The sequence below is a fragment of the Mesorhizobium sp. WSM3626 genome, from assembly GCF_000513935.1.
GTDB classification, from domain to species: Bacteria; Pseudomonadota; Alphaproteobacteria; order Rhizobiales; family Rhizobiaceae; genus Mesorhizobium; species Mesorhizobium salmacidum.
In genome coordinates this window covers 1-17,257 of sequence record NZ_AZUY01000059.1, presented here as the reverse complement: position 1 = coordinate 17,257, position 17,257 = coordinate 1, and the positions used below count along the sequence as shown (strand labels likewise).

Genomic DNA, 17,257 nt, shown 5'->3' with positions numbered 1-17,257 from the left:
CATGCCTCTTCTCGATAGGTTGGCGCTGAGGGGCGGCGCCGAGGCCAACGGTCGGCCGCTCCCGACAACAAGCACCGATATTGGGCCACATCTCTGGCCCTGGTCCCCGCCGCATTGGCTCAATGAATGAGCGCGGGGGCATAACTATCTCTGTTGGATAGTCATCAGGCATCACAGGTCGGATCATCATGTACAAACATCTGCTCATCGCCACCGACGGCTCGGAACTGGCCGACAAGGGCGTTGCCCATGGCCTCACGCTGGCCAAGGGCATCGGCGCCGCCGTCACCTTCATCACCGTTTCGGAACAATTCCCGATCTTCGCCTGGGGCGGCGCCATGGCCGGCTACGTCGCCGGCGATGAGCTGGCCGTCTACCAGGAAGAAGCGCGCCGCTACGGCAAGGAAGTGCTCGACAAGTGCAAGGCATCGGCCGACGCCGCCGGCGTGTCCGCCAAGCTGGTCCATGTCGAGGACAACCGACCCGCCGAAGCGATCCTGGACCTGTCCAAGGCGCAAGGTTGCGACCTGATCGTCATGGCCTCGCATGGCCGCCGCGGGCTGGGCAGGCTGCTTCTGGGCAGCCAGACGGCGGAAGTGCTGTCCTACACCGAGATCCCGGTGCTCGTGGTGCGGTAGCGGCCGCAACTCGATATCTTCAAAATGGCGCCGTCGGTCAGCGCTGCTTCGCGGGTTCATTCGCCAGGGCATATTCAACCCGTGGCGGATGCCCGAAAAGCTGTTTGTAGGCGCGGCTGAAGGCGGCCTCGGACTCGTAGCCGATGCGCAAGCCGATCTCGCCCACGCGCGCGTCTCGCCTGGCCAGCAGGTCCCGGGCCAGGCCCAGGCGCCATTCATTCTGGTAGCGCAGCGGCGAGCGCCCGACGAGCGCCGCGAAGCGCTCGCAGAAGCTCGAACGCGACATGCCGGCTTTGTCGGCCAGTTCATTGATGCTCCACCGCTGCAGCGGCCTTTCGTGGATGGCTTTCAGGGAACGGGCGATGCGGGCATCCGAAAGCCCGCCGAGCCAGCCCGTGGCGTGTCCTTCATGGACCCAACTGCGCAAGGTGCGGATGACCATGAGATCGATGATGCGGGAAATCATCAAGGCCGCGCCGGGCTGGGCGTCACTGGTTTCGATCATCAGGAAGGGCAGCATTCCATCGATCCACCCTGCTCCCTGGGCACGCCCGATATGGATGTATCGCGGCAAGGCAAAGATCATCCCGCGAAGGCTGTCCGGATCGAACCAGAAGCGGCAGGCGACGATCGCCACGTGCGGATGCAACGCCACCAGCCGCAACCCACCGGGACCGCGAGGCAGGAGCACGAGGTCGCCGGCGTCGATGACGCCAGGGGCCTGATCCTCGCTCTCCATGCGCAGCGCGCCGGCTGTCACCACGACGATATGGGCTTGCCCTTCATCGAGATCGAGTTGTTCCGCCTTTGCCAACGTGCGCGAAAAGACCTGGTCCCCGGTAAGCCTGATCTGCGCCAGCACATGCGACAGGAGATCGCCGGTAACGTGGGATGCTCCATCCGGAAGAATGGTCAAATTTTCAGGCGATTCCATCATGGATGCGGTCAGCCGGTTCCCCTACATTCCTTACGACGATAGCGCATTTTGTGCTGATTATGTGCTGTTTTTGCCCTGGATTAAAGCCATTCCCGCAAGCAAAGCCGCGAGCATGAGCTGTTCCAATCATCCAGCCTGAGGACATGACCGCAGTCGATCAAGCGGGTCAACTCGTCGCCCTCGGGCCATTCCAACCAACAAGACAGGACGTTCCAATGAGCACTCAAACACTCCAGGCGCCCGACGCCGCATCGCAATGGCTGAAGTCATATTATTTCCTGCGGGCCGGCTTTTCGGTCGCCTGGGTAGTGGCCGCCTTTACCCTTGGCAAAAGCGCGCCGCCGGTCGCGGCGGTACTGCTGGTCGCCTACCCCGTTTGGGACGCGATCGCCAATATTCTGGATGCGCGGCGCAGCGGCGGCCTGAAGGCCAATCCCAGCCAGGCGCTCAACGCGGCGGTCAGCACGATCACGGCCATCGCGGTCTTCATCGCCCTTGGACAAGGCCCGCACGCGGTCCTGGCGGTGTTCGGGGCGTGGGCCATTCTCTCCGGCCTGTTCCAGCTTGCGACCGGCGTGCGCCGTTGGCGGGCAGGCGCGCAATGGGCGATGGTGCTGAGCGGTGCGCAGTCGGCGCTTGCCGGCGGCTTCTTCATCAAACAGGCAATCGGCGCCGCGACACCTGGCATCACCGACATCGCCCCCTATGCCGCGTTCGGCGCCTTCTATTTTCTGGTCTCGGCGGTATGGCTGAGCGTCATGCAACCACGCAAGCCCACGGCCTGATCCTGGCGAGTGCTGGGTCTGGTCGAAACATTCGGTTCCACGGCCCGGCCCTTTTTAGCCCCGCAGCACAGCCTCCAGCGCGAGATAAATCCCGAGCGCCAGCAAGCCGGCGAAAAACACCGTGCGAAAAGTCTCGACGCTCATTCGCTGCCGCAGCGCCTGGCCGATGAACATGCCGGCCAGCGCCGGCGCCAATGTCAGGACCGACCCCACCAGTTGCGCCGACGGCGATACCAGCGCGCCGGTCGTGAATAGTCCGAAGCCAAGGGCCACGGTCGATACGGTGAAGGACAGGCCGAGCGCCTGGATGAGGTCCTCTTTCTCCAACCGCAGCGATTGCAGGTAAGGCACCGCCGGAATGACGAAGACGCCGGTGGCACCGGTGACCAATCCGGTCGCCACACCGACCAGCGGCGATATCCAGGCTTCGTGGCGCGCCGGCGTGGTGAAGCCGGCCTTGGCCAGACCGGCAAGCGCATAGAGCACCAGCGCGGCGCCAAGCCCGGCCGAGGCCATCATCGTGTGCGCGCCGGTCAGCAGGCCGGCGCCGGTCACGGTGCCGATGACGACGCCGGCCATCATCGTCCACAGGCGTTTGCACAAGCCGCCAAAGGACGGACCGGTGAACAATTGCCAGAGATTGGTGACCAGCGACGGGATCAACAGCAGAGCGGCGGCCTGCGCCGGCGGCATGGTCACCGCCAGCAGGCCCATCGCCACGGTCGGCAACCCCATGCCGACGACGCCCTTGACGAGGCCGGCGGCCACGAAAACGGCACCGATGAAGCCGATGGCCGCGGCGCTTAGCATGGATGGACCTTGGGCACGTCGGTTCCTTCAGTCATGCAACAGCATGTCCGTCGCCTCGGCATCCGGCTTTGCCGGCACGGCTCTCGCAAGGCGCCGGCATCGCCATCGTGCCCGAAAGTGCCGCGCGCCGCTCCGCCCGCACGCTGCGCGGCCTGCGGCTCACCGACGACTGGGCCACGCGCCAGCTCAACCTCTGCGCCCGCAGCTTCGAAGCGCTGACGCTGCAGGCGAAACTGCTGGCGGCGGCGCTGGTGTGAGGTCAAGCCGCACCGGCCTGCTCACACCACCTCCAGCACCTTGCCCGTGTCGTGCTGGCGCACGAAATCGACGCGGGCGCCGTCCCAGTGATAACTGTAGTGGCGGCCCTGAAGGGGGATATCGATGACGTCGGGCCAGAAGACGCCGATGCACTCTCCTTCCGCCATGCGCACGCTGTTCCACACCAGCCCGTCGCTGCCGGCGGCCCGCAGCGCCCGCCCTTCCGCCTGCGACGCGGCGTAGTCGTCCGGATCGAGCACGCCGGGCACGGCGTTGACGTCGTCGAGGTCGCGGTCGACGCTGCCGATCAGCACGCGGAAATCGGCCGTCCAGCCGGGCGCCTCATTGGTGGCGCGCATGAATTTCTGGTGATGGTGGATGGTTTCGGCCAGTGCCACGTCCTCGCTGTCGCCGGCATAATAGATACCGTAGCTGCCGTCCGAGAAACGGCCGGGCCGTAAGGTCGAGCAATGCACGAAGGGCGCCATGACGAAACTGGCGCCGGGACCGGAAACCCGCCTTGCGGGCGGCACCTTGCCGAGATCGCCGAGCTCGAGCCGGATGCGCGGATTGGTCTTCTCCTCGACGGCGGCCAGCGCCTCCCAGTCGCGCGGGTCGGCGATGTCCTCGAACAGGTCGATCGGCGGATGGATGGAGCGGATGATGCGATAGGTCTGGGGCCAGTGGACGCGGCGCCGGACCGCAAGTCCACTCACCATGCACCACGCTCCGCGTCGAGCCATTCACGCATCGCCGCGAGATCGGAAATGTCGCCGCGCAGCATCAGGTCGAGCGCGGATTGCCCGCCGAAGGCGGCATTGGGCTTGCGGATCCAGGCATAGCCGCGCGCCGGCTCGGTGAAGAGATAGCGCAGCCCCTTGTGGATGCCCATCAGATGGGCCATGCGAGTGCGCAGGTCGCGGTCGATGCGGCCGATGCCGCCTTCCTTCCACCGTGCCCAGGTGCGCGCCGAGATGCCGCCAAGCAGGACGCAGGCCTCGAAGTCGCTGAGATTCCAGGCCTTGAACAGATTGACCGTGGTCCGCGCCAAGGCGCCCGCCTCCTCATCCGAAATGGCGCTGCCGACCGTGGCCGGCGTGGTGACGATGGACTGAAGCTGCATGTTTAGACCTCGCTATTGGCAGATATATAGCATGTATCTGCCAATTGGCAAGGACAAGCCCATCAGGACTTGGGTTCCTCTCCCCATGAAGTGGGGGAGAGGTGACTCGGCGAAGCCGAGACGGAGCGGGGGCAGCGCCGGCCTCGAAAGAATTCAGCGCGAGCCCGCCAACGCCGCAGCCCCCTCTCCGACCGCTTCGCGGCCACTCTCCCCAGCTTTGCGGGGAGAGGAAATCTGGCGCCCGCGCCTATTCCGCCGCCTCATACCCCGCGATGCCCTTGATCTCGAGGAAATCCTCGAGCCCGTATTCGGCGTATTCGCGGCCGTTGCCGGACTGCTTGTAGCCGCCGAAGGGCAGGCCGGCGTCCCATTGGGGATAGTTGATGTAGACATTGCCCGAGCGCATGCGCGCGGCCACGTCGCGCGCCTTCTGCAGGTCCTTGGCCTGGATGTAGGAGGCAAGGCCATAGACGGTGTCGTTGGCCTGTTCGACTGCCTGTTCGACCGTGTCGTAGGGCAGGATCGCCAGCACCGGCCCAAAAACCTCTTCGCGCGCGATGCGCATGTCGTGGGTGACGTCGGCGAAAACGGTCGGCCTGACATAGTAGCCGCGGTTGAGTTCGGCAGGACGTCCGGGGCCGCCGGCGACCAGCGTCGCACCCTCGTCGATGCCGCTCTGGATCAGGTCCTGGATCTTGTCGAACTGGACCTGGCTGACGACAGGGCCGAGCTTGGTGTTGGCGGCATCGGCGGGGCCGACGGTGAACTTTTCAGCCGCCACCTTGGCATATCCTGCGGCCTCGTCGTGGCGGTCGCGCGGCACGAACATGCGCGTCGGCGCGTTGCAGGACTGGCCGCTGTTGCTGAAGCAGCCGGCGACGCCCTTGCTGACGGCGGTGGCGAGATCGACATCCGGGAACAGGATATTGGCCGATTTGCCGCCAAGCTCCTGATGCACGCGCTTGACCGTGTCGGCCGCGGCCTTGGCCACCAATATGCCGGCCCGCGTCGAACCGGTGAACGACATCATGTCGATGTCGGGGTGGCTGGACAGCGCCTGGCCGACGCCGGGGCCATCGCCATTGACGAGGTTGAACACGCCCTTCGGCACGCCGGCCTCGTCGATGATCTCGGCGAAGATGATGGCATCGAGCGGCGCGATTTCAGACGGCTTCAGCACCATGGTGCAGCCGGCCGCGAGCGCCGGACCGACCTTGCAGGTGATCTGGTTCAGCGGCCAGTTCCACGGCGTGATCAGGCCGACGACGCCGATCGGCTCCTTGACCACGAGGTGGTTGCCCTTGACGTGGCGGAACTGGAAGCTCTTCAGTGTCTCGGCCATCTTGGTCAGATGCGCCAGGCCAATGCCGACCTGGCTGTCGAGCGCCATCTGGCGCGGCGCGCCCATCTCGCGCGACACGGCCAGCGCCAGGTCCGTGCTGCGCTTCTTGTAGACCTCGATGACGCGGCTGAGGACGTCGAGGCGCTCCTCGACCGAGGTGAAGCCATATGTGTCGAAGGCGCGCTTGGCGGCAGCCACCGCCTTGTCGACATCGGCCTTGGAGCCGAGCGAGATCTGCGCGAAGACATCCTCATTCGACGGATCGACGACGTCGAGCGTGTTGGGCACGACAGGATCGACCCATGCGCCATCGATATAGAACTGCGGATTGTGTGACATGGGTTTCTCCTGGGGTGTGCCGCATGGCCGGTCAGGCCGTCATATCGGGCGCGAAATAACGATGCGCAAACGGCGCTGTCAAACGCAACCCCCGAAGTGGTTGAGCCAGCGCGCCAGTGGTTGAGCCAGCGCGCCAATCGTTGATCAACGGCCGGCGATGAGCGGACTATAGCAGCGTATGCCCGGCTTCGCGCAGAAAGCCTCTCGCCGCGGGTTCGTCCGCCGCTTTGACCAGCAGGTGGTCGCCATCGAAGGTCGATACCAGGAAGATGCCCAAACCGTTTTCCGACAGCGGCTTTATGACCGACAGCACAATGCCGGTTTCGTCGAACGCAAAGGGGCCCTGCAATTTGAAGGCGACCCAGTCGCGATCATGCTTGACGGCATCCGGCACGCGATCCTGGAGGCAGGTGATCGAGAGCTCGTCATCGGTTCTGGTGATGCTGACGAAGCCCGGTCCGTCAGCCCAGGCAGGAATGCCGTCATCGGCTTGAAGCCGCGAAATCGCATAGAGGCCAGTGAGCTGCTTAAGCCTGATCCTGGCAGTCATCCTCACGCTCCGATTGGCGGGCATCCAACTGGCCGCTTGCTCATATAGACCGCCGTTCCGTTCATAAACGGCTCCTCCCGATCGATCGTGTAGCCAAGCTTGCGATAGAGCGACACATTGGCTTCGAAGGCGCCGTTGGTCAACAGGCGGAGCTCCGGGCGTCCTGCCTCGCGCGCCTTGGTTTCCGCACGCTCCAGCAGCATCCGGCCGATGCCCCTGCCCTGCGCCTCCGGCGCGACGCAGACATTCTCGATCCACAGGTGATCGTCGGCCAGCATGGTCTCGATCATGCCGACAATGCGGTCCTCCGCGACGGCGAGATCGAACGGATGCTCGGCGACGGCCTTGTCGTAATCGGCACGCATCGGCAGCGGCTCGCGGCCGATCACCGGCACCCATCTGGCATAGGCGGCGCGCACGATGTCGCGAATCGCTGCGGCGTCGGCAGGCCCGGCTGGACGAAACCGGATGGAAGAATTGACAATCATCACAAGGCTCCAGGCATGAAAAAGCCCGCCGGCGTTTTTCGCGGGCGGGCTGTGGGAACGAAGCGGATCTATAAAGCCGGTCTTCCTCGTCGCGCAATCAGCGTGCCCTTCCGCACGGTGCGGGGGCGGTGTCGCTTGGTGTCGGCGGGCGCGAGAACGAACATGGCGGCAAGCTGGAGCAGCAACCGTCATGCGTCAAGGCACCGTCTGGCCCGGTCGTTGGGCCAGCCGCCGCCAGGGCATCGCCGGCGTTGCCGCCGCTGGTCGATGCCTTCGCGGGTAAAGCGCTGGATTGTATCCGTGGCCGTTCTATCTTCCCGATCGGGCGTTCTAGCAATGGAGCCATCGCCGTGAGCGAAGCCGATCTCTATCGAGGCTATGTCGACTGTCTCAACAACCAGGATTGGCAAAGGCTGCATCGCTTCGTCCATGACGAGGTGCATTACAATGGCGACCGGGTTGGACTGTCAGGCTACCGCGATATGCTAGAGCGGGATTTTCGCGAAATCCCGGACCTCTATTTCGACGTCCAGCTGTTGATCTCCGACCCGCCATTCATAGCCAGCCGCCTCCAGTTCAACTGCACGCCCAAGGGAACTTTCCTCGGCCTGCCCATCAACGGCAGGAAAGTCTCCTTCAGCGAGAACGTCTTCTATGAATTCCTGAACGACAGGATCAGGAACGTCTGGTCGGTGATCGACAAGGCGGCGATCGAAGCGCAGCTCTGACGCAGTCGCCGCTGCGCGAATGAAATCCGCGAAGGCCTTGAGCGGGGCGTCCAAGGCGGGCTATCGCCCTTGCGTCAGGTAGTAAACTTGCCTACTTTGCGTACGTAAGGAGAACATGCGGATGGCCAATGTCGAGAAAGTGAGCGTTGCCCTAACGCCTGAAATGGCAACCATGATGCGCGAGGTCGTCGCGGCGGGCGAATACGCGTCGGCGAGCGAAGTTATGCGCGAGGCCTTGCGCGAGTGGAAGTTTCGTCGGACGCAACGCGACCATGCCATCGATGAGTTGGGCCGGCTTTGGGACGAAGGCATGGCAAGCGGGAACGCCGTAGACGGACGGGATGCCTTCGCCCGGATCAAAAGCAAGCTCGAGGCGAGGATCGCCGAGCGCACGTCACGATGACGCTGCGCCTACGGCCGGAGGCCGAAGCGGATATCGAAGCCATCGCACTTTATATAGCCGAGGACAGTCCCTCGGCGGCTTTGCGTTGGTATGATGAAATCCACGCCCATTGCCAACGCATCGCCGACATGCCGGGCATGGGCGTTGCCCGACCGGAAGTGCGAGCAGGCTTGCGCACGTTCCCGGCAGGAAATTACTTGATCCTCTATCGCCAGACAGACGACGGGGCGGAGATCGTGCGTGTTGTCCATGGAGCACGGCGGTGGCAGGAGTTGTTGTAGCCCGACGGATTGCACCCTCTCAGTTCGGCGCGCCCGACCTTACCAGATTTGCAATCGTTCGGAAAACTCGATCATTCTAACGAAAATAATTCGTTGGAATGATCGATCTTGAAATGGCATTTCTCCGTTGCACTCGCCTGGAGAATTGCATTGCCTTCCCTGACCCGCATCGCGAACGATATTCCGAAAAGCACGATTTCCGTCGATCTGGCGCAGGGCCGCAAGCGCCTCGATTCCCTTTGGAACGGCATCATCCCCGGCATCATGCTCGTGGCGATGATCACCGCCATCGCCTTTTCGGCCCACAATGCCTCCGGTTTCGCCTTGTTCAGCCCGATGATCCTGGCCGTGGTGGCCGGCATGGTCTATTCCAACGTGCTCGGCACGCCGGCGCACGCCAAGGCCGGCATTGCCTTCTCGCAAAAGCGCCTTTTGCGCTTCGCCATCGTGCTGCTCGGTTTCCAGCTGACGCTCGGCCAGGTGGCCTCGATCGGCGCCGGCGGCGTCGGCATCGTGGCGCTGACCCTTGGCGCCACCTTCGTCTTCACCATCACGCTCGGCCGGCTGATCGGCGTCGACGCCAGGCTGGCGCAGCTGATCGCCGCCGGCACCTCGATCTGCGGCGCCTCGGCGATTGTCGCCACCAACATCGTCACCGACGCGCGCGACGAGGACGTTACCTACGCGGTCGCCTCGATCACCTTGTTCGGCACCGTCGCCATGCTCGGCTTCCCCCTGCTGGCGCCGCTGCTCGGCCTCGACCAGCACGCTTTCGGCCTGTGGGCGGGCGCCTCGATCCATGAGGTGGCGCAGGTCATCGGCGCCGGCTTCCAGAACGGCACCCAGTCCGGCGAGATCGCCACGGTGGCCAAGCTCACCCGCGTCGCCATGCTGGCGCCGATGGTCGTCGCGCTCGGCCTGATGGCGCGCCGCGGGAGCAGCGACCAGTCGGCGGCGCGACCGCCCATGCCATGGTTCGTGGCCGCCTTTGTCGCCGTCGTGGCGCTGAACAGCCTTGTCGCGATACCAGCCGAAGTGAAGCAGGCGATGGCGCTCGCCACCACCATCATGCTGACCATGGGGCTGGCCGCCATGGGCCTGCAGGCCGACATTTCGCAGCTGCGCTCGCGCGGCCTGCGCCCGCTGGCGCTCGCCTTCTGCGCCTTCCTGTTCATCGGCTGCTTCAGCCTGATGCTGGTGAAATTGGTCTGAGACTCCGGTCCCTACGCGTGAGGGCACACGGGCACAAGGCATCTGTCAAAACAAGGGCTTAGTGGGCCTTAGCTGCCTCTGTTTGTGAGCCGGATTCAATCCACAAACGAACTCGCCGCGACATAGATCGCCGCCAGCGCCTCGATGCCGGCCTGGTCGGCACTGTCGAAACGGCCGGGCGTCGGGCTGTCGAGGTCGAGCACGCCGAAGACGCCCTCCTCGTCTTCCAAAAGCACCACCAGCTCGGAGCGCGAGGCGGCGTCGCAGGCGATGTGGCCGGGGAAATCATGCACGTCCTTGATCAGCATCGAGGTGCCGAGCTCGACCGCCGTTCCGCATACGCCATTGCCCACCGCGATGCGCACGCAGGCCGGCTTGCCCTGGAAGGGGCCCAGCACCAGTTCCTCGTCCGATGCCAGGAAGTAGAAGCCGGCCCAGTTGAGGTCGGGCACCATCTGGAAGATCAGCGCCGAGGTGTTGGCGGCGTTGGCGATCGAGTCGTGCTCCCCCTCGAGCAGCGCCTTCAATTGCTTGGCGAGGTCACGATAGAACGCGGCCTTGTCTGAGGTATCGATGGCCTGGGCCGCAATCATGACTTGTCTCCGACCTGAGAATCGCGGTTCCGTTCGATCGGTTGCCAAATCGGGCAAAGCCCAAATCGGCCAAAGCTTTGCACCAACGGCCCACGGAAATAGTCTAGCGTGAATCCCAACCCCGGCGAAAGCCTCAAGATCAGGATAGCCGCCGCCGTCCTAGCTCAACAGGTCGGGCCTGAAAAGGTGGGCCTCCATGAACCACCTTTCGCAGTCCGGGCTGGATCTTAGTAGCCGCCGCCGCCCGCCGGTGCCGCATCCTTCGGCGGGACGTCGGTGATCATCGCCTCGGCGGTGATCAGCAAGGCCGCGATCGAGCCGGCGTCCTGCAATGCCGTGCGCACCACCTTCGCCGGGTCGACGATCCCGGCCTTGATCATGTCGACATAGACCTCTTTCTGGGCGTCGAAGCCCTGATCGTGGTCCTTGCTGTCGGCGAGCTTGCCGACAACGATCGAGCCCTCGACGCCGGAATTCTCCGCGATCTGGCGAATCGGCGCCTCAAGCGCGCGAAGCACGATGGAGATGCCGGCGGTGACATCGGCGTTGGCGCCATTCAGGCCTGATAGCGCCGACCTGGCACGAAGCAGGGCGACGCCGCCGCCTGGCACGATGCCTTCTTCCACGGCTGCGCGCGTGGCGTTCAGCGCGTCGTCGATACGGTCTTTCTTTTCCTTCACTTCCGATTCGGTGGCGCCGCCGACGCGGATGACGGCAACACCGCCTGACAGCTTTGCCAGCCGCTCCTGCAGCTTTTCCTTGTCGTAGTCCGACGTCGTCTCCTCGATCTGGCCCTTGATCTGGGCGACACGCGCCTGGATGGTCGCCTTGGTGCCGGCGCCGTCGATGATCGTGGTTGTGTCCTTCTCGACCAGCACGCGCTTGGCGCGGCCGAGCATCTCGATGGTGACGTTTTCAAGCTTGATGCCGAGATCCTCGGAAATCATCTGGCCCGATGTGAGCACCGCGATGTCTTCCAGCATCGCCTTGCGACGGTCGCCGAAGCCCGGCGCCTTGACGGCCACGACCTTGAGGCCGCCGCGCAGCTTGTTCACGACCAGGGTGGCGAGGGCCTCGCCTTCGACGTCCTCGGAAATGATCAGCAGCGGCCTGCCGCCCTGCACCACCGCTTCGAGGATGGGCAGCATCGCCTGCAGATTACCGAGCTTTTTCTCGTGAATGAGGATGTAGGGGTCCTCAAGCTCGGCGCGCATCTTGTCGGCATTGGTGACGAAGTAGGGGCTGAGATAGCCGCGGTCGAACTGCATGCCTTCGACGACGTCGAGTTCGGTTTCGGCGGTCTTGGCTTCCTCGACGGTGATGACGCCGTCATTGCCGACCTTGTTCATCGCCTTGGCGATCATTTCGCCGACGCTGGCGTCGCCATTGGCGGCAATGGTGCCGACCTGCGCGATCTCGGCCGACGACTTGACCTTCTTGGCCTTCGCCTTGATTTCCCCGACGACGGCGGCGACGGCCTGGTCGATGCCGCGTTTCAAATCCATCGGGTTCATGCCGGCGGCGACCAGCTTGGCGCCTTCGCGCAGGATCGAAGCGGCCAGCAGCGTGGCTGTCGTGGTGCCGTCACCGGCGAGGTCGTTGGTCTTCGAGGCCACTTCGCGCACCATCTGCGCGCCCATGTTCTCGAATTTGTCGGCAAGCTCGATTTCCTTGGCGACGGTGACGCCATCCTTCGTTATGCGCGGGGCGCCATAAGCCTTGTCGATGATGACGTTGCGGCCCTTGGGGCCAAGCGTCACCTTCACCGCATCGGTGAGGATTTCGACGCCGCGCAGCATGCGGTCACGCGCATCGGTGGAGAATTTGATTTCCTTGGCAGGCATGGTTTTTTCCGTTCGAGTTTGAGGGGCCAGTCGCCGCGCCGAACGCGCGGCGCTCCAGTCAGGCGGCCTTCTTGGCTTCGACAGCCTTTTCGATGACGCCCATAATGTCGGCTTCCTTCATGATCAGCAGGTCCTCGCCGTCGATCTTGACCTCGGTCCCCGACCATTTGCCGAACAGGATCAAGTCGCCGGCCTTGACGTCGAGCGGAACGAGCGCGCCCTTTTCGTCGCGGGCCCCCGGACCGACGGCAATGACTTCGCCTTCCTGCGGCTTTTCCTTGGCATTGTCGGGAATGATGATGCCGCCCTTGGATTTGGTATCGCCTTCGGCGCGCCGGATGACGACGCGGTCGTGGAGTGGACGGAACTTCATGAGGACTTCTTTCTGGGGCCGGCATAGGCGGCCGCGCCCTCTTTATAGGCGGTTTGGCACTCGATAGATAGGAGTGCCAAAATTTATCGTGGGACGGAATTAGATATTGGAAGTATTATTTTCGCACCCCGTTTCCTGATATCCGAAATCAGCCAAATATTTCAAAAAGTTGAATTTTGCCGGTCGAGCGCCTATTTATCTGACAAGTTCGTTTTCACGATTTCATGCGCAAAGGAGACTTCGATGGCCGACGGCAATCAGACGATCATGGAAAAAGCTGAAGCCCGCTTTGTCGACAAGCAGAAGAAGAACGCGGAGCGCAACAAGGCAACCGCCGAATACATGTCCGAGGCGAAAGCCAGGGAGATCAAGACGGCAAGGCTGAGGGAGTTGCGGCTGGCCAAGGAAGAAGCCGACCGCGTGGCGGAAGCGCTGAATCCGACGCCTAAGACGAAACGGGTGGCCAAGAAGGCTGCCACAACGGGGGTCAAGACATGAGCCTGACCTTTCCCAATCGCAGCCGCAGCTATGACGTGGCCGGCCAACGCATTCGTTTCGTCGGCCATGACGGTATGTTCCAGATTTCCTTCTCCGTGGCCGCCGACGCCATGACCAGGATACAGCCGGACACCGCCGCCGACGAGGCCGGCTATCTTGCCGCCTTCGACAGGTCGAGTTCCACTATCCACGACGTCGCCGCCAAGGCCTACGGCCGCACCCACAAGAGCCTGTATGTGCTGACGGCCGCCGATTTCGGCTGATCAGCCGAGGTCCGCGACCATCGTGCGTATCTTCGCAGCCTTTTCAAAATGGTCGAGGCGGTGGGTTCTGATCCACCATTCGGCGACTTCCATCAGCAATTCGGGGTCGTCGTTCCTGTTGGCGAAGAACGCATAGAACGACACGCCGACGCGAGGCCCTTTCTCGGAAATCCTGCGGTCACAGACCTCCAGTATCTTCTGCTTCAGGCTGGCTCTCACGGGAATCCTTTGATTTGCGGTGCGGCGGGATCTTGCCCGCGCCAAGTGCCGCCCTCGGCAAACGTTGGACAGGTCAGGACTTACGTTCGGCCCTCTCCCGGCGCTTGACGTCGCGGATATTCATCTGATCGACCAGCGCGTTGGCATCTTGCGGGCTCATGCCGACCATCACCCTTTGCCTGACCACCGCGGGCTGGCCGGTAAAGACATCGATGATGGCCCAGCTTTGGGGCAAGTCCATGCGCAGTGTATAACGGTCGGCCATGCGGCTAGCCTCGCGCGAAGAGAAATGCGGCGCCGAGGATAGCGACCGTCCAGACGACGACCGACAATTGCAACGCCGTGGCGCCGTACGAGGCTAGGGCCTGCCGCAATCGCGCCGCAAGACCTGCCGGCCGGACCGGCACAGGAATGACGGCAACCGGTGCCTTGGCGCCAAGTTTTCCAAAGACGGGCAAGAGCGACGGTTTACGCACGAAACTGACCTCGAATGTCGCGAGATGGGCTCACCGGCAAAGGGATGCCCGGCCCCTCCATAGCACCCTTTCGCGAACTCCTTGCATACCAAATCGGCGCCACCTGCCGATCGGTCCGGGAGATGTCGGATCCTTTCAGCTGGCTCACGCGGCCAACAGTGGTCCCCGCTTCGATTGACGGCACCCGTCGCGAAATCCGATCTCGCGAGCGACTGCAACTTTTCCCCTTGATCAGTCCTTCGATCTGGCCTAGCCTTGAGTTGAGAAAAGGTTTTTCCAGATATTCCCGATCGGGCTCGGCCATTGGCCGGGCCTTATTCTGGCCGGTAAGGGAAAACCTTTTCCCAACTAAGGATTCTTGCCGCGATGGCATCGGACGACCCGCCAGTTCCGGTCTTTCCCAAGCCCGTCACCTTGCGTGACGTGGCCGCGCGGGCCGGCGTCAGCGTCGCCACCGCCTCGAAAGCGCTCAACGACCAGGGGCGGATGACGGCCGAGACCCGCGAGCGCATCCGTGAGACGGCGCGCAGCCTGGGTTTTCGTCCCAACAGCCTGGCGCAGAGCCTGCTCAGACGCCGCTCCTTCACCGTCGGCCTGCTCACCAACGATACCTATGGCCGTTTCTCGCTGCCGCTGATGTCGGGCATATCGGACGCGCTGGTCGATGCCGGCGTTTCGGTGTTCCTGTGCAATGTCGAGGAGGATCCCCGCCTCGGCCAGCTCCATGTCGAGGCCATGCTCGACAAGCGCGTCGACGGCATCATCGCCACCGGCAAACGCATCGACCGCCATTTGCCGGTCGACCTCGCCAATCTGCGCGTCCCGGTGATCTACGCCTTCACCCAGCCCGATCCCGACGCCGTCGCCTTCGTCTCCGACGACGGCGACGGGGCGCGGTTGGCGATCGAGCATTTCTGCCGGCTCGGCCGCAAGCGCATCGCCCATGTCAGCGGACCGGCGAGCTTTGCCGTGGTGCACGAACGGGCGCAGGCTTACCGCGCCGTGCTGACGGAAAACGGCCTGCCGGTGATCGAGCCGCTGCTCGGCTCCTGGTCGGAAGCCTGGGGGCATGAGGCGGTGGCGCGGCTCTTCGACGGCGGAGGAAAAAAGCCGGACGCCGTCTTCTGTGGCAACGATCAGATCGCGCGCGGCGTCATCGATGCGTTGCGCGAACGAGGCCTCGGCGTGCCTAATGATGTCGGCGTCATCGGCTTCGACAATTGGGAGATCGTGGCCGAGGCGACCCGCCCGCCGCTGACCTCGGTCGACATGAACCTGGCAGGACTAGGCCGCGAGGCCGGGCTGACCCTGCTTTCCCTGTTCGGCGGCAAACCCGCCACGCCAGGTATCAGAAAACTGCCGTGCCGGCTGGTGGTGCGGCAGTCCTGCGGCCGCCTGCCGGATGGTGAGAAAGACGGCTGAAGAACGAAGCGCCGCAATCGGCGGCAAGCCGCGCATCGCGGCCAAATGTGGAGGAGGAGAACATGAGGACTTTGATTGCCAAACTGGGCCTTACGGCCGCCGTTCTGGGCTGCGGCCTGCAATTTGCCGCCGCCGATACCGCCAACATCTGGGTACGCGCCGACGGCTCGAACTTCATGCCAAGGATCGTCGACGCCTTCAACAAGGCGAACAAGGACCAGGTCAAGCTCGACATCATCCCCAATGCCGAGATCATCCCGAAATATGGCGCGGCCGCCGCCGGCGGCACGGCGCCCGACGCGCTGTCGCTCGACCTGATCTACACGCCCTCCTTCGCCGCCGCCGGCCAGCTGGAGGACATCACCGACTGGGCGAAGTCCCTGCCCTATTTTTCCAGCCTGTCGCCGGCGCATGTGAAGACCGGCACCTACAAGGGCCATATTTACGGCTTGCCCTTCTCGGCCGACGCCTCGGTGCTGATCTGGAACAAGAAGCTGTTCAAGCAGGCAGGCCTCGACCCCGAGAAAGGTCCCGCCAACTGGGCCGAGATCGAAGCCGACGCCGAGAAGGTCAATGCGCTTGGCGGCAACATCAAGGGCTTCTACTTCTCCGGCAATTGCGGCGGCTGCAACATCTTCACCTTCACGCCGCTGATCTGGGCCTCGGGCGGCGACATCCTGTCGGAGGACGGCTCGAAGGCGACGCTGGACAGCCCGCAGCTGCGCGGCGCCATCGATCTCTACCGCTCCATGGTCAAGAAGGACCTGGTGCCGGCGGGCGCGCAGACCGACACCGGCGCCAATTTCTTTGCCGCCTTCGCCGCCGGCAATATCGGCATCTCGCCATCCGGCGCCTTTGCCATCGGCGCGCTCAACACGCAATATCCCAATGTCGACTACGGCGTCACCTTCCTGCCGGGCAAGGATGGCAACTGGTCGTCCTTTGCCGGCGGCGACAATTTCGTCGTCACCAAGGGCACCAAGAAACTCGCCGTGGTGAAGGAGTTTCTGGACTTCGCCTATTCGCTCGAAGGCCAGACGATCCTCGCCAAATACGGCAGCCTGCCGGTGCGCGGCGACATCGCCAAGGACGCGCTCAAGGATCTCGATCCGCGCTACCAGATCGCCGCCGAGGCGATGGCCAAGGGCAAGACGCCCTATTCGGTGGTCTTCAACGACCTGATCAACTCCGCCAACGGCCCGTGGACGCAGATGATCAACGAGGTCTTCTTCGGCGACGACGTCGACGGCGCGATCGCCAACGCCCAGGAGACCATGCAGTCGATCATCGACCAGGCGCCGCAGAAGTAAATGCACGCCTGTCCGGCCGCTCGCCTGTCTCCCTGGGCGGGCGGCCGGAAATTCGCATCGCTAACGGCAGGTCTATCGCTTTGAGAAGACACACTTCTATCACCGGTTCGGGGCGCAAAATGCTTCGCTCCCCCTTCTCCCCTTGTGGGAGAAGGTGTCGCCGAAGGCGACGGATGAGGGGTGTTCCAGCTTGGCACCGACGGCACCCCGTGGCGCACCCCTTGTATCTGCACGGAGGAAACTTTGTGCGAGAAGAGCGACTGAGCCTCGAACCGGATGGCCATCCGATTCGAGGCTTGGCGAAGTCGCCCGACACCCCTCCGGTTACAACCGTGGATGAGCCTGGGATCTTCGCCTTCGTCACG

Annotated in this window: 24 protein-coding genes; 12 read left to right on the top strand and 12 right to left on the bottom strand. The window is 63.7% G+C overall.

Annotation, left to right across the window (positions count from 1 at the left end):
* The first annotated feature begins 188 nt into the window (after nt 1-188).
* Entirely contained in the window at nt 189-638 is a 450-nt protein-coding gene (locus M653_RS0127915) for a universal stress protein (protein ID WP_027146284.1), read from the top strand.
* A gap of 37 nt (nt 639-675) precedes the next feature.
* On the opposite strand, the gene M653_RS0127910 is transcribed toward M653_RS0127915, so the two are convergent.
* Entirely contained in the window at nt 676-1,575 is a 900-nt protein-coding gene (locus tag M653_RS0127910; RefSeq protein ID WP_027146283.1) for an AraC family transcriptional regulator, read from the bottom strand.
* On the opposite strand from M653_RS0127910, the gene M653_RS1000000137065 reads away from it, so the two are divergent.
* Nucleotides 1,574-1,714 carry a hypothetical protein gene (locus M653_RS1000000137065; protein ID WP_156938302.1) on the top strand — a complete coding sequence of 47 codons (141 nt, stop codon included), beginning with the start codon at nt 1,574-1,576 and terminating at the stop codon, nt 1,712-1,714. The two genes, M653_RS0127910 and M653_RS1000000137065, sit on opposite strands and share 2 nt — an antisense overlap.
* Before the next feature lie 76 nt (nt 1,715-1,790).
* Nucleotides 1,791-2,360, top strand: a complete 570-nt coding sequence (locus M653_RS0127905; protein WP_027146282.1) for a DUF308 domain-containing protein — start codon at nt 1,791-1,793, stop codon at nt 2,358-2,360.
* A gap of 54 nt (nt 2,361-2,414) precedes the next feature.
* On the opposite strand, the gene M653_RS0127900 is transcribed toward M653_RS0127905, so the two are convergent.
* On the bottom strand, nt 2,415-3,170 hold the full coding sequence (locus M653_RS0127900; RefSeq protein ID WP_027146281.1) for a sulfite exporter TauE/SafE family protein: 756 nt from the start codon (nt 3,168-3,170) through the stop codon (nt 2,415-2,417).
* Nucleotides 3,171-3,238: 68 nt separating this feature from the next.
* Between M653_RS0127900 and M653_RS0127895 the strand changes: the two genes are divergently transcribed.
* The gene (locus M653_RS0127895) at nt 3,239-3,427 is read left to right on the top strand and encodes a hypothetical protein (RefSeq protein WP_027146280.1); all 189 of its coding nucleotides are present in this window, start codon (nt 3,239-3,241) and stop codon (nt 3,425-3,427) included.
* Nucleotides 3,428-3,448: 21 nt separating this feature from the next.
* Here the strand turns inward: M653_RS0127895 and M653_RS0127890 are convergent, their stop codons facing one another.
* From M653_RS0127890 to M653_RS0127870, 5 genes are all read right to left on the bottom strand, one after another.
* Nucleotides 3,449-4,147, bottom strand: coding sequence for an RES family NAD+ phosphorylase (locus M653_RS0127890; RefSeq protein WP_027146279.1), 699 nt, complete (start codon nt 4,145-4,147; stop codon nt 3,449-3,451).
* The gene (locus M653_RS0127885) at nt 4,141-4,551 is read right to left on the bottom strand and encodes an MbcA/ParS/Xre antitoxin family protein (protein WP_027146278.1); all 411 of its coding nucleotides are present in this window, start codon (nt 4,549-4,551) and stop codon (nt 4,141-4,143) included. The genes M653_RS0127890 and M653_RS0127885 overlap by 7 nt, the downstream gene beginning before the upstream one ends.
* A 247-nt stretch (nt 4,552-4,798) precedes the next feature.
* Nucleotides 4,799-6,232, bottom strand: coding sequence for an aldehyde dehydrogenase family protein (locus tag M653_RS0127880; RefSeq protein ID WP_027146277.1), 1,434 nt, complete (start codon nt 6,230-6,232; stop codon nt 4,799-4,801).
* 166 nt (nt 6,233-6,398) lie between these two features.
* Nucleotides 6,399-6,782: an ACT domain-containing protein gene (locus M653_RS0127875; protein WP_027146276.1), complete on the bottom strand. Its 384-nt coding sequence runs from the start codon at nt 6,780-6,782 to the stop codon at nt 6,399-6,401.
* Between the two features lie 2 nt (nt 6,783-6,784).
* Nucleotides 6,785-7,270, bottom strand: coding sequence for a GNAT family N-acetyltransferase (locus tag M653_RS0127870; protein WP_027146275.1), 486 nt, complete (start codon nt 7,268-7,270; stop codon nt 6,785-6,787).
* Nucleotides 7,271-7,620: 350 nt separating this feature from the next.
* Here M653_RS0127870 and M653_RS0127865 point away from each other — a divergent pair, with 350 nt between their 5' ends.
* From M653_RS0127865 to M653_RS0127850, 4 genes are all read left to right on the top strand, one after another.
* Entirely contained in the window at nt 7,621-7,998 is a 378-nt protein-coding gene (locus M653_RS0127865) for an ester cyclase (protein WP_027146274.1), read from the top strand.
* A gap of 121 nt (nt 7,999-8,119) precedes the next feature.
* A complete protein-coding gene (locus tag M653_RS0127860; protein WP_032936299.1) occupies nt 8,120-8,401 on the top strand; it encodes a type II toxin-antitoxin system ParD family antitoxin in 282 nt (93 codons plus the stop codon).
* Complete coding sequence (locus M653_RS0127855; protein WP_027146272.1) at nt 8,398-8,682, top strand: type II toxin-antitoxin system RelE/ParE family toxin; 285 nt, start codon at nt 8,398-8,400, stop codon at nt 8,680-8,682. Before M653_RS0127860 ends, M653_RS0127855 begins: the two co-directional genes overlap by 4 nt.
* Before the next feature lie 150 nt (nt 8,683-8,832).
* Nucleotides 8,833-9,894, top strand: coding sequence for a YeiH family protein (locus tag M653_RS0127850; RefSeq protein WP_027146271.1), 1,062 nt, complete (start codon nt 8,833-8,835; stop codon nt 9,892-9,894).
* A 95-nt stretch (nt 9,895-9,989) separates the two neighbouring features.
* Here the strand turns inward: M653_RS0127850 and M653_RS0127845 are convergent, their stop codons facing one another.
* From M653_RS0127845 to M653_RS0127835, 3 genes are all read right to left on the bottom strand, one after another.
* Nucleotides 9,990-10,487 carry a GAF domain-containing protein gene (locus M653_RS0127845; RefSeq protein ID WP_027146270.1) on the bottom strand — a complete coding sequence of 166 codons (498 nt, stop codon included), beginning with the start codon at nt 10,485-10,487 and terminating at the stop codon, nt 9,990-9,992.
* Nucleotides 10,488-10,714: 227 nt separating this feature from the next.
* Nucleotides 10,715-12,331: a chaperonin GroEL gene (gene groL, locus M653_RS0127840; RefSeq protein ID WP_027146269.1), complete on the bottom strand. Its 1,617-nt coding sequence runs from the start codon at nt 12,329-12,331 to the stop codon at nt 10,715-10,717.
* Nucleotides 12,332-12,389: 58 nt separating this feature from the next.
* A complete protein-coding gene (locus M653_RS0127835; RefSeq protein ID WP_027146268.1) occupies nt 12,390-12,704 on the bottom strand; it encodes a co-chaperone GroES in 315 nt (104 codons plus the stop codon).
* 243 nt (nt 12,705-12,947) lie between these two features.
* Here M653_RS0127835 and M653_RS0127830 point away from each other — a divergent pair, with 243 nt between their 5' ends.
* Together M653_RS0127830 and M653_RS0127825 are read left to right on the top strand one after the other, a co-directional pair.
* The gene (locus M653_RS0127830; protein ID WP_027146267.1) at nt 12,948-13,202 is read left to right on the top strand and encodes a hypothetical protein; all 255 of its coding nucleotides are present in this window, start codon (nt 12,948-12,950) and stop codon (nt 13,200-13,202) included.
* Nucleotides 13,199-13,465, top strand: a complete 267-nt coding sequence (locus tag M653_RS0127825) for a DUF1488 domain-containing protein (RefSeq protein WP_027146266.1) — start codon at nt 13,199-13,201, stop codon at nt 13,463-13,465. Before M653_RS0127830 ends, M653_RS0127825 begins: the two co-directional genes overlap by 4 nt.
* On the opposite strand, the gene M653_RS0127820 is transcribed toward M653_RS0127825, so the two are convergent.
* Complete coding sequence (locus tag M653_RS0127820; protein ID WP_027146265.1) at nt 13,466-13,684, bottom strand: DUF6500 family protein; 219 nt, start codon at nt 13,682-13,684, stop codon at nt 13,466-13,468.
* Nucleotides 13,685-13,757: 73 nt separating this feature from the next.
* Complete coding sequence (locus tag M653_RS0127815; RefSeq protein ID WP_027146264.1) at nt 13,758-13,949, bottom strand: hypothetical protein; 192 nt, start codon at nt 13,947-13,949, stop codon at nt 13,758-13,760.
* A 577-nt stretch (nt 13,950-14,526) separates the two neighbouring features.
* Here M653_RS0127815 and M653_RS0127810 point away from each other — a divergent pair.
* Together M653_RS0127810 and M653_RS0127805 are read left to right on the top strand one after the other, a co-directional pair.
* Complete coding sequence (locus M653_RS0127810; protein ID WP_027146263.1) at nt 14,527-15,582, top strand: LacI family DNA-binding transcriptional regulator; 1,056 nt, start codon at nt 14,527-14,529, stop codon at nt 15,580-15,582.
* A 62-nt stretch (nt 15,583-15,644) separates the two neighbouring features.
* Nucleotides 15,645-16,892 carry a sugar ABC transporter substrate-binding protein gene (locus M653_RS0127805; RefSeq protein WP_027146262.1) on the top strand — a complete coding sequence of 416 codons (1,248 nt, stop codon included), beginning with the start codon at nt 15,645-15,647 and terminating at the stop codon, nt 16,890-16,892.
* Nucleotides 16,893-17,257: the final 365 nt, after the last annotated feature.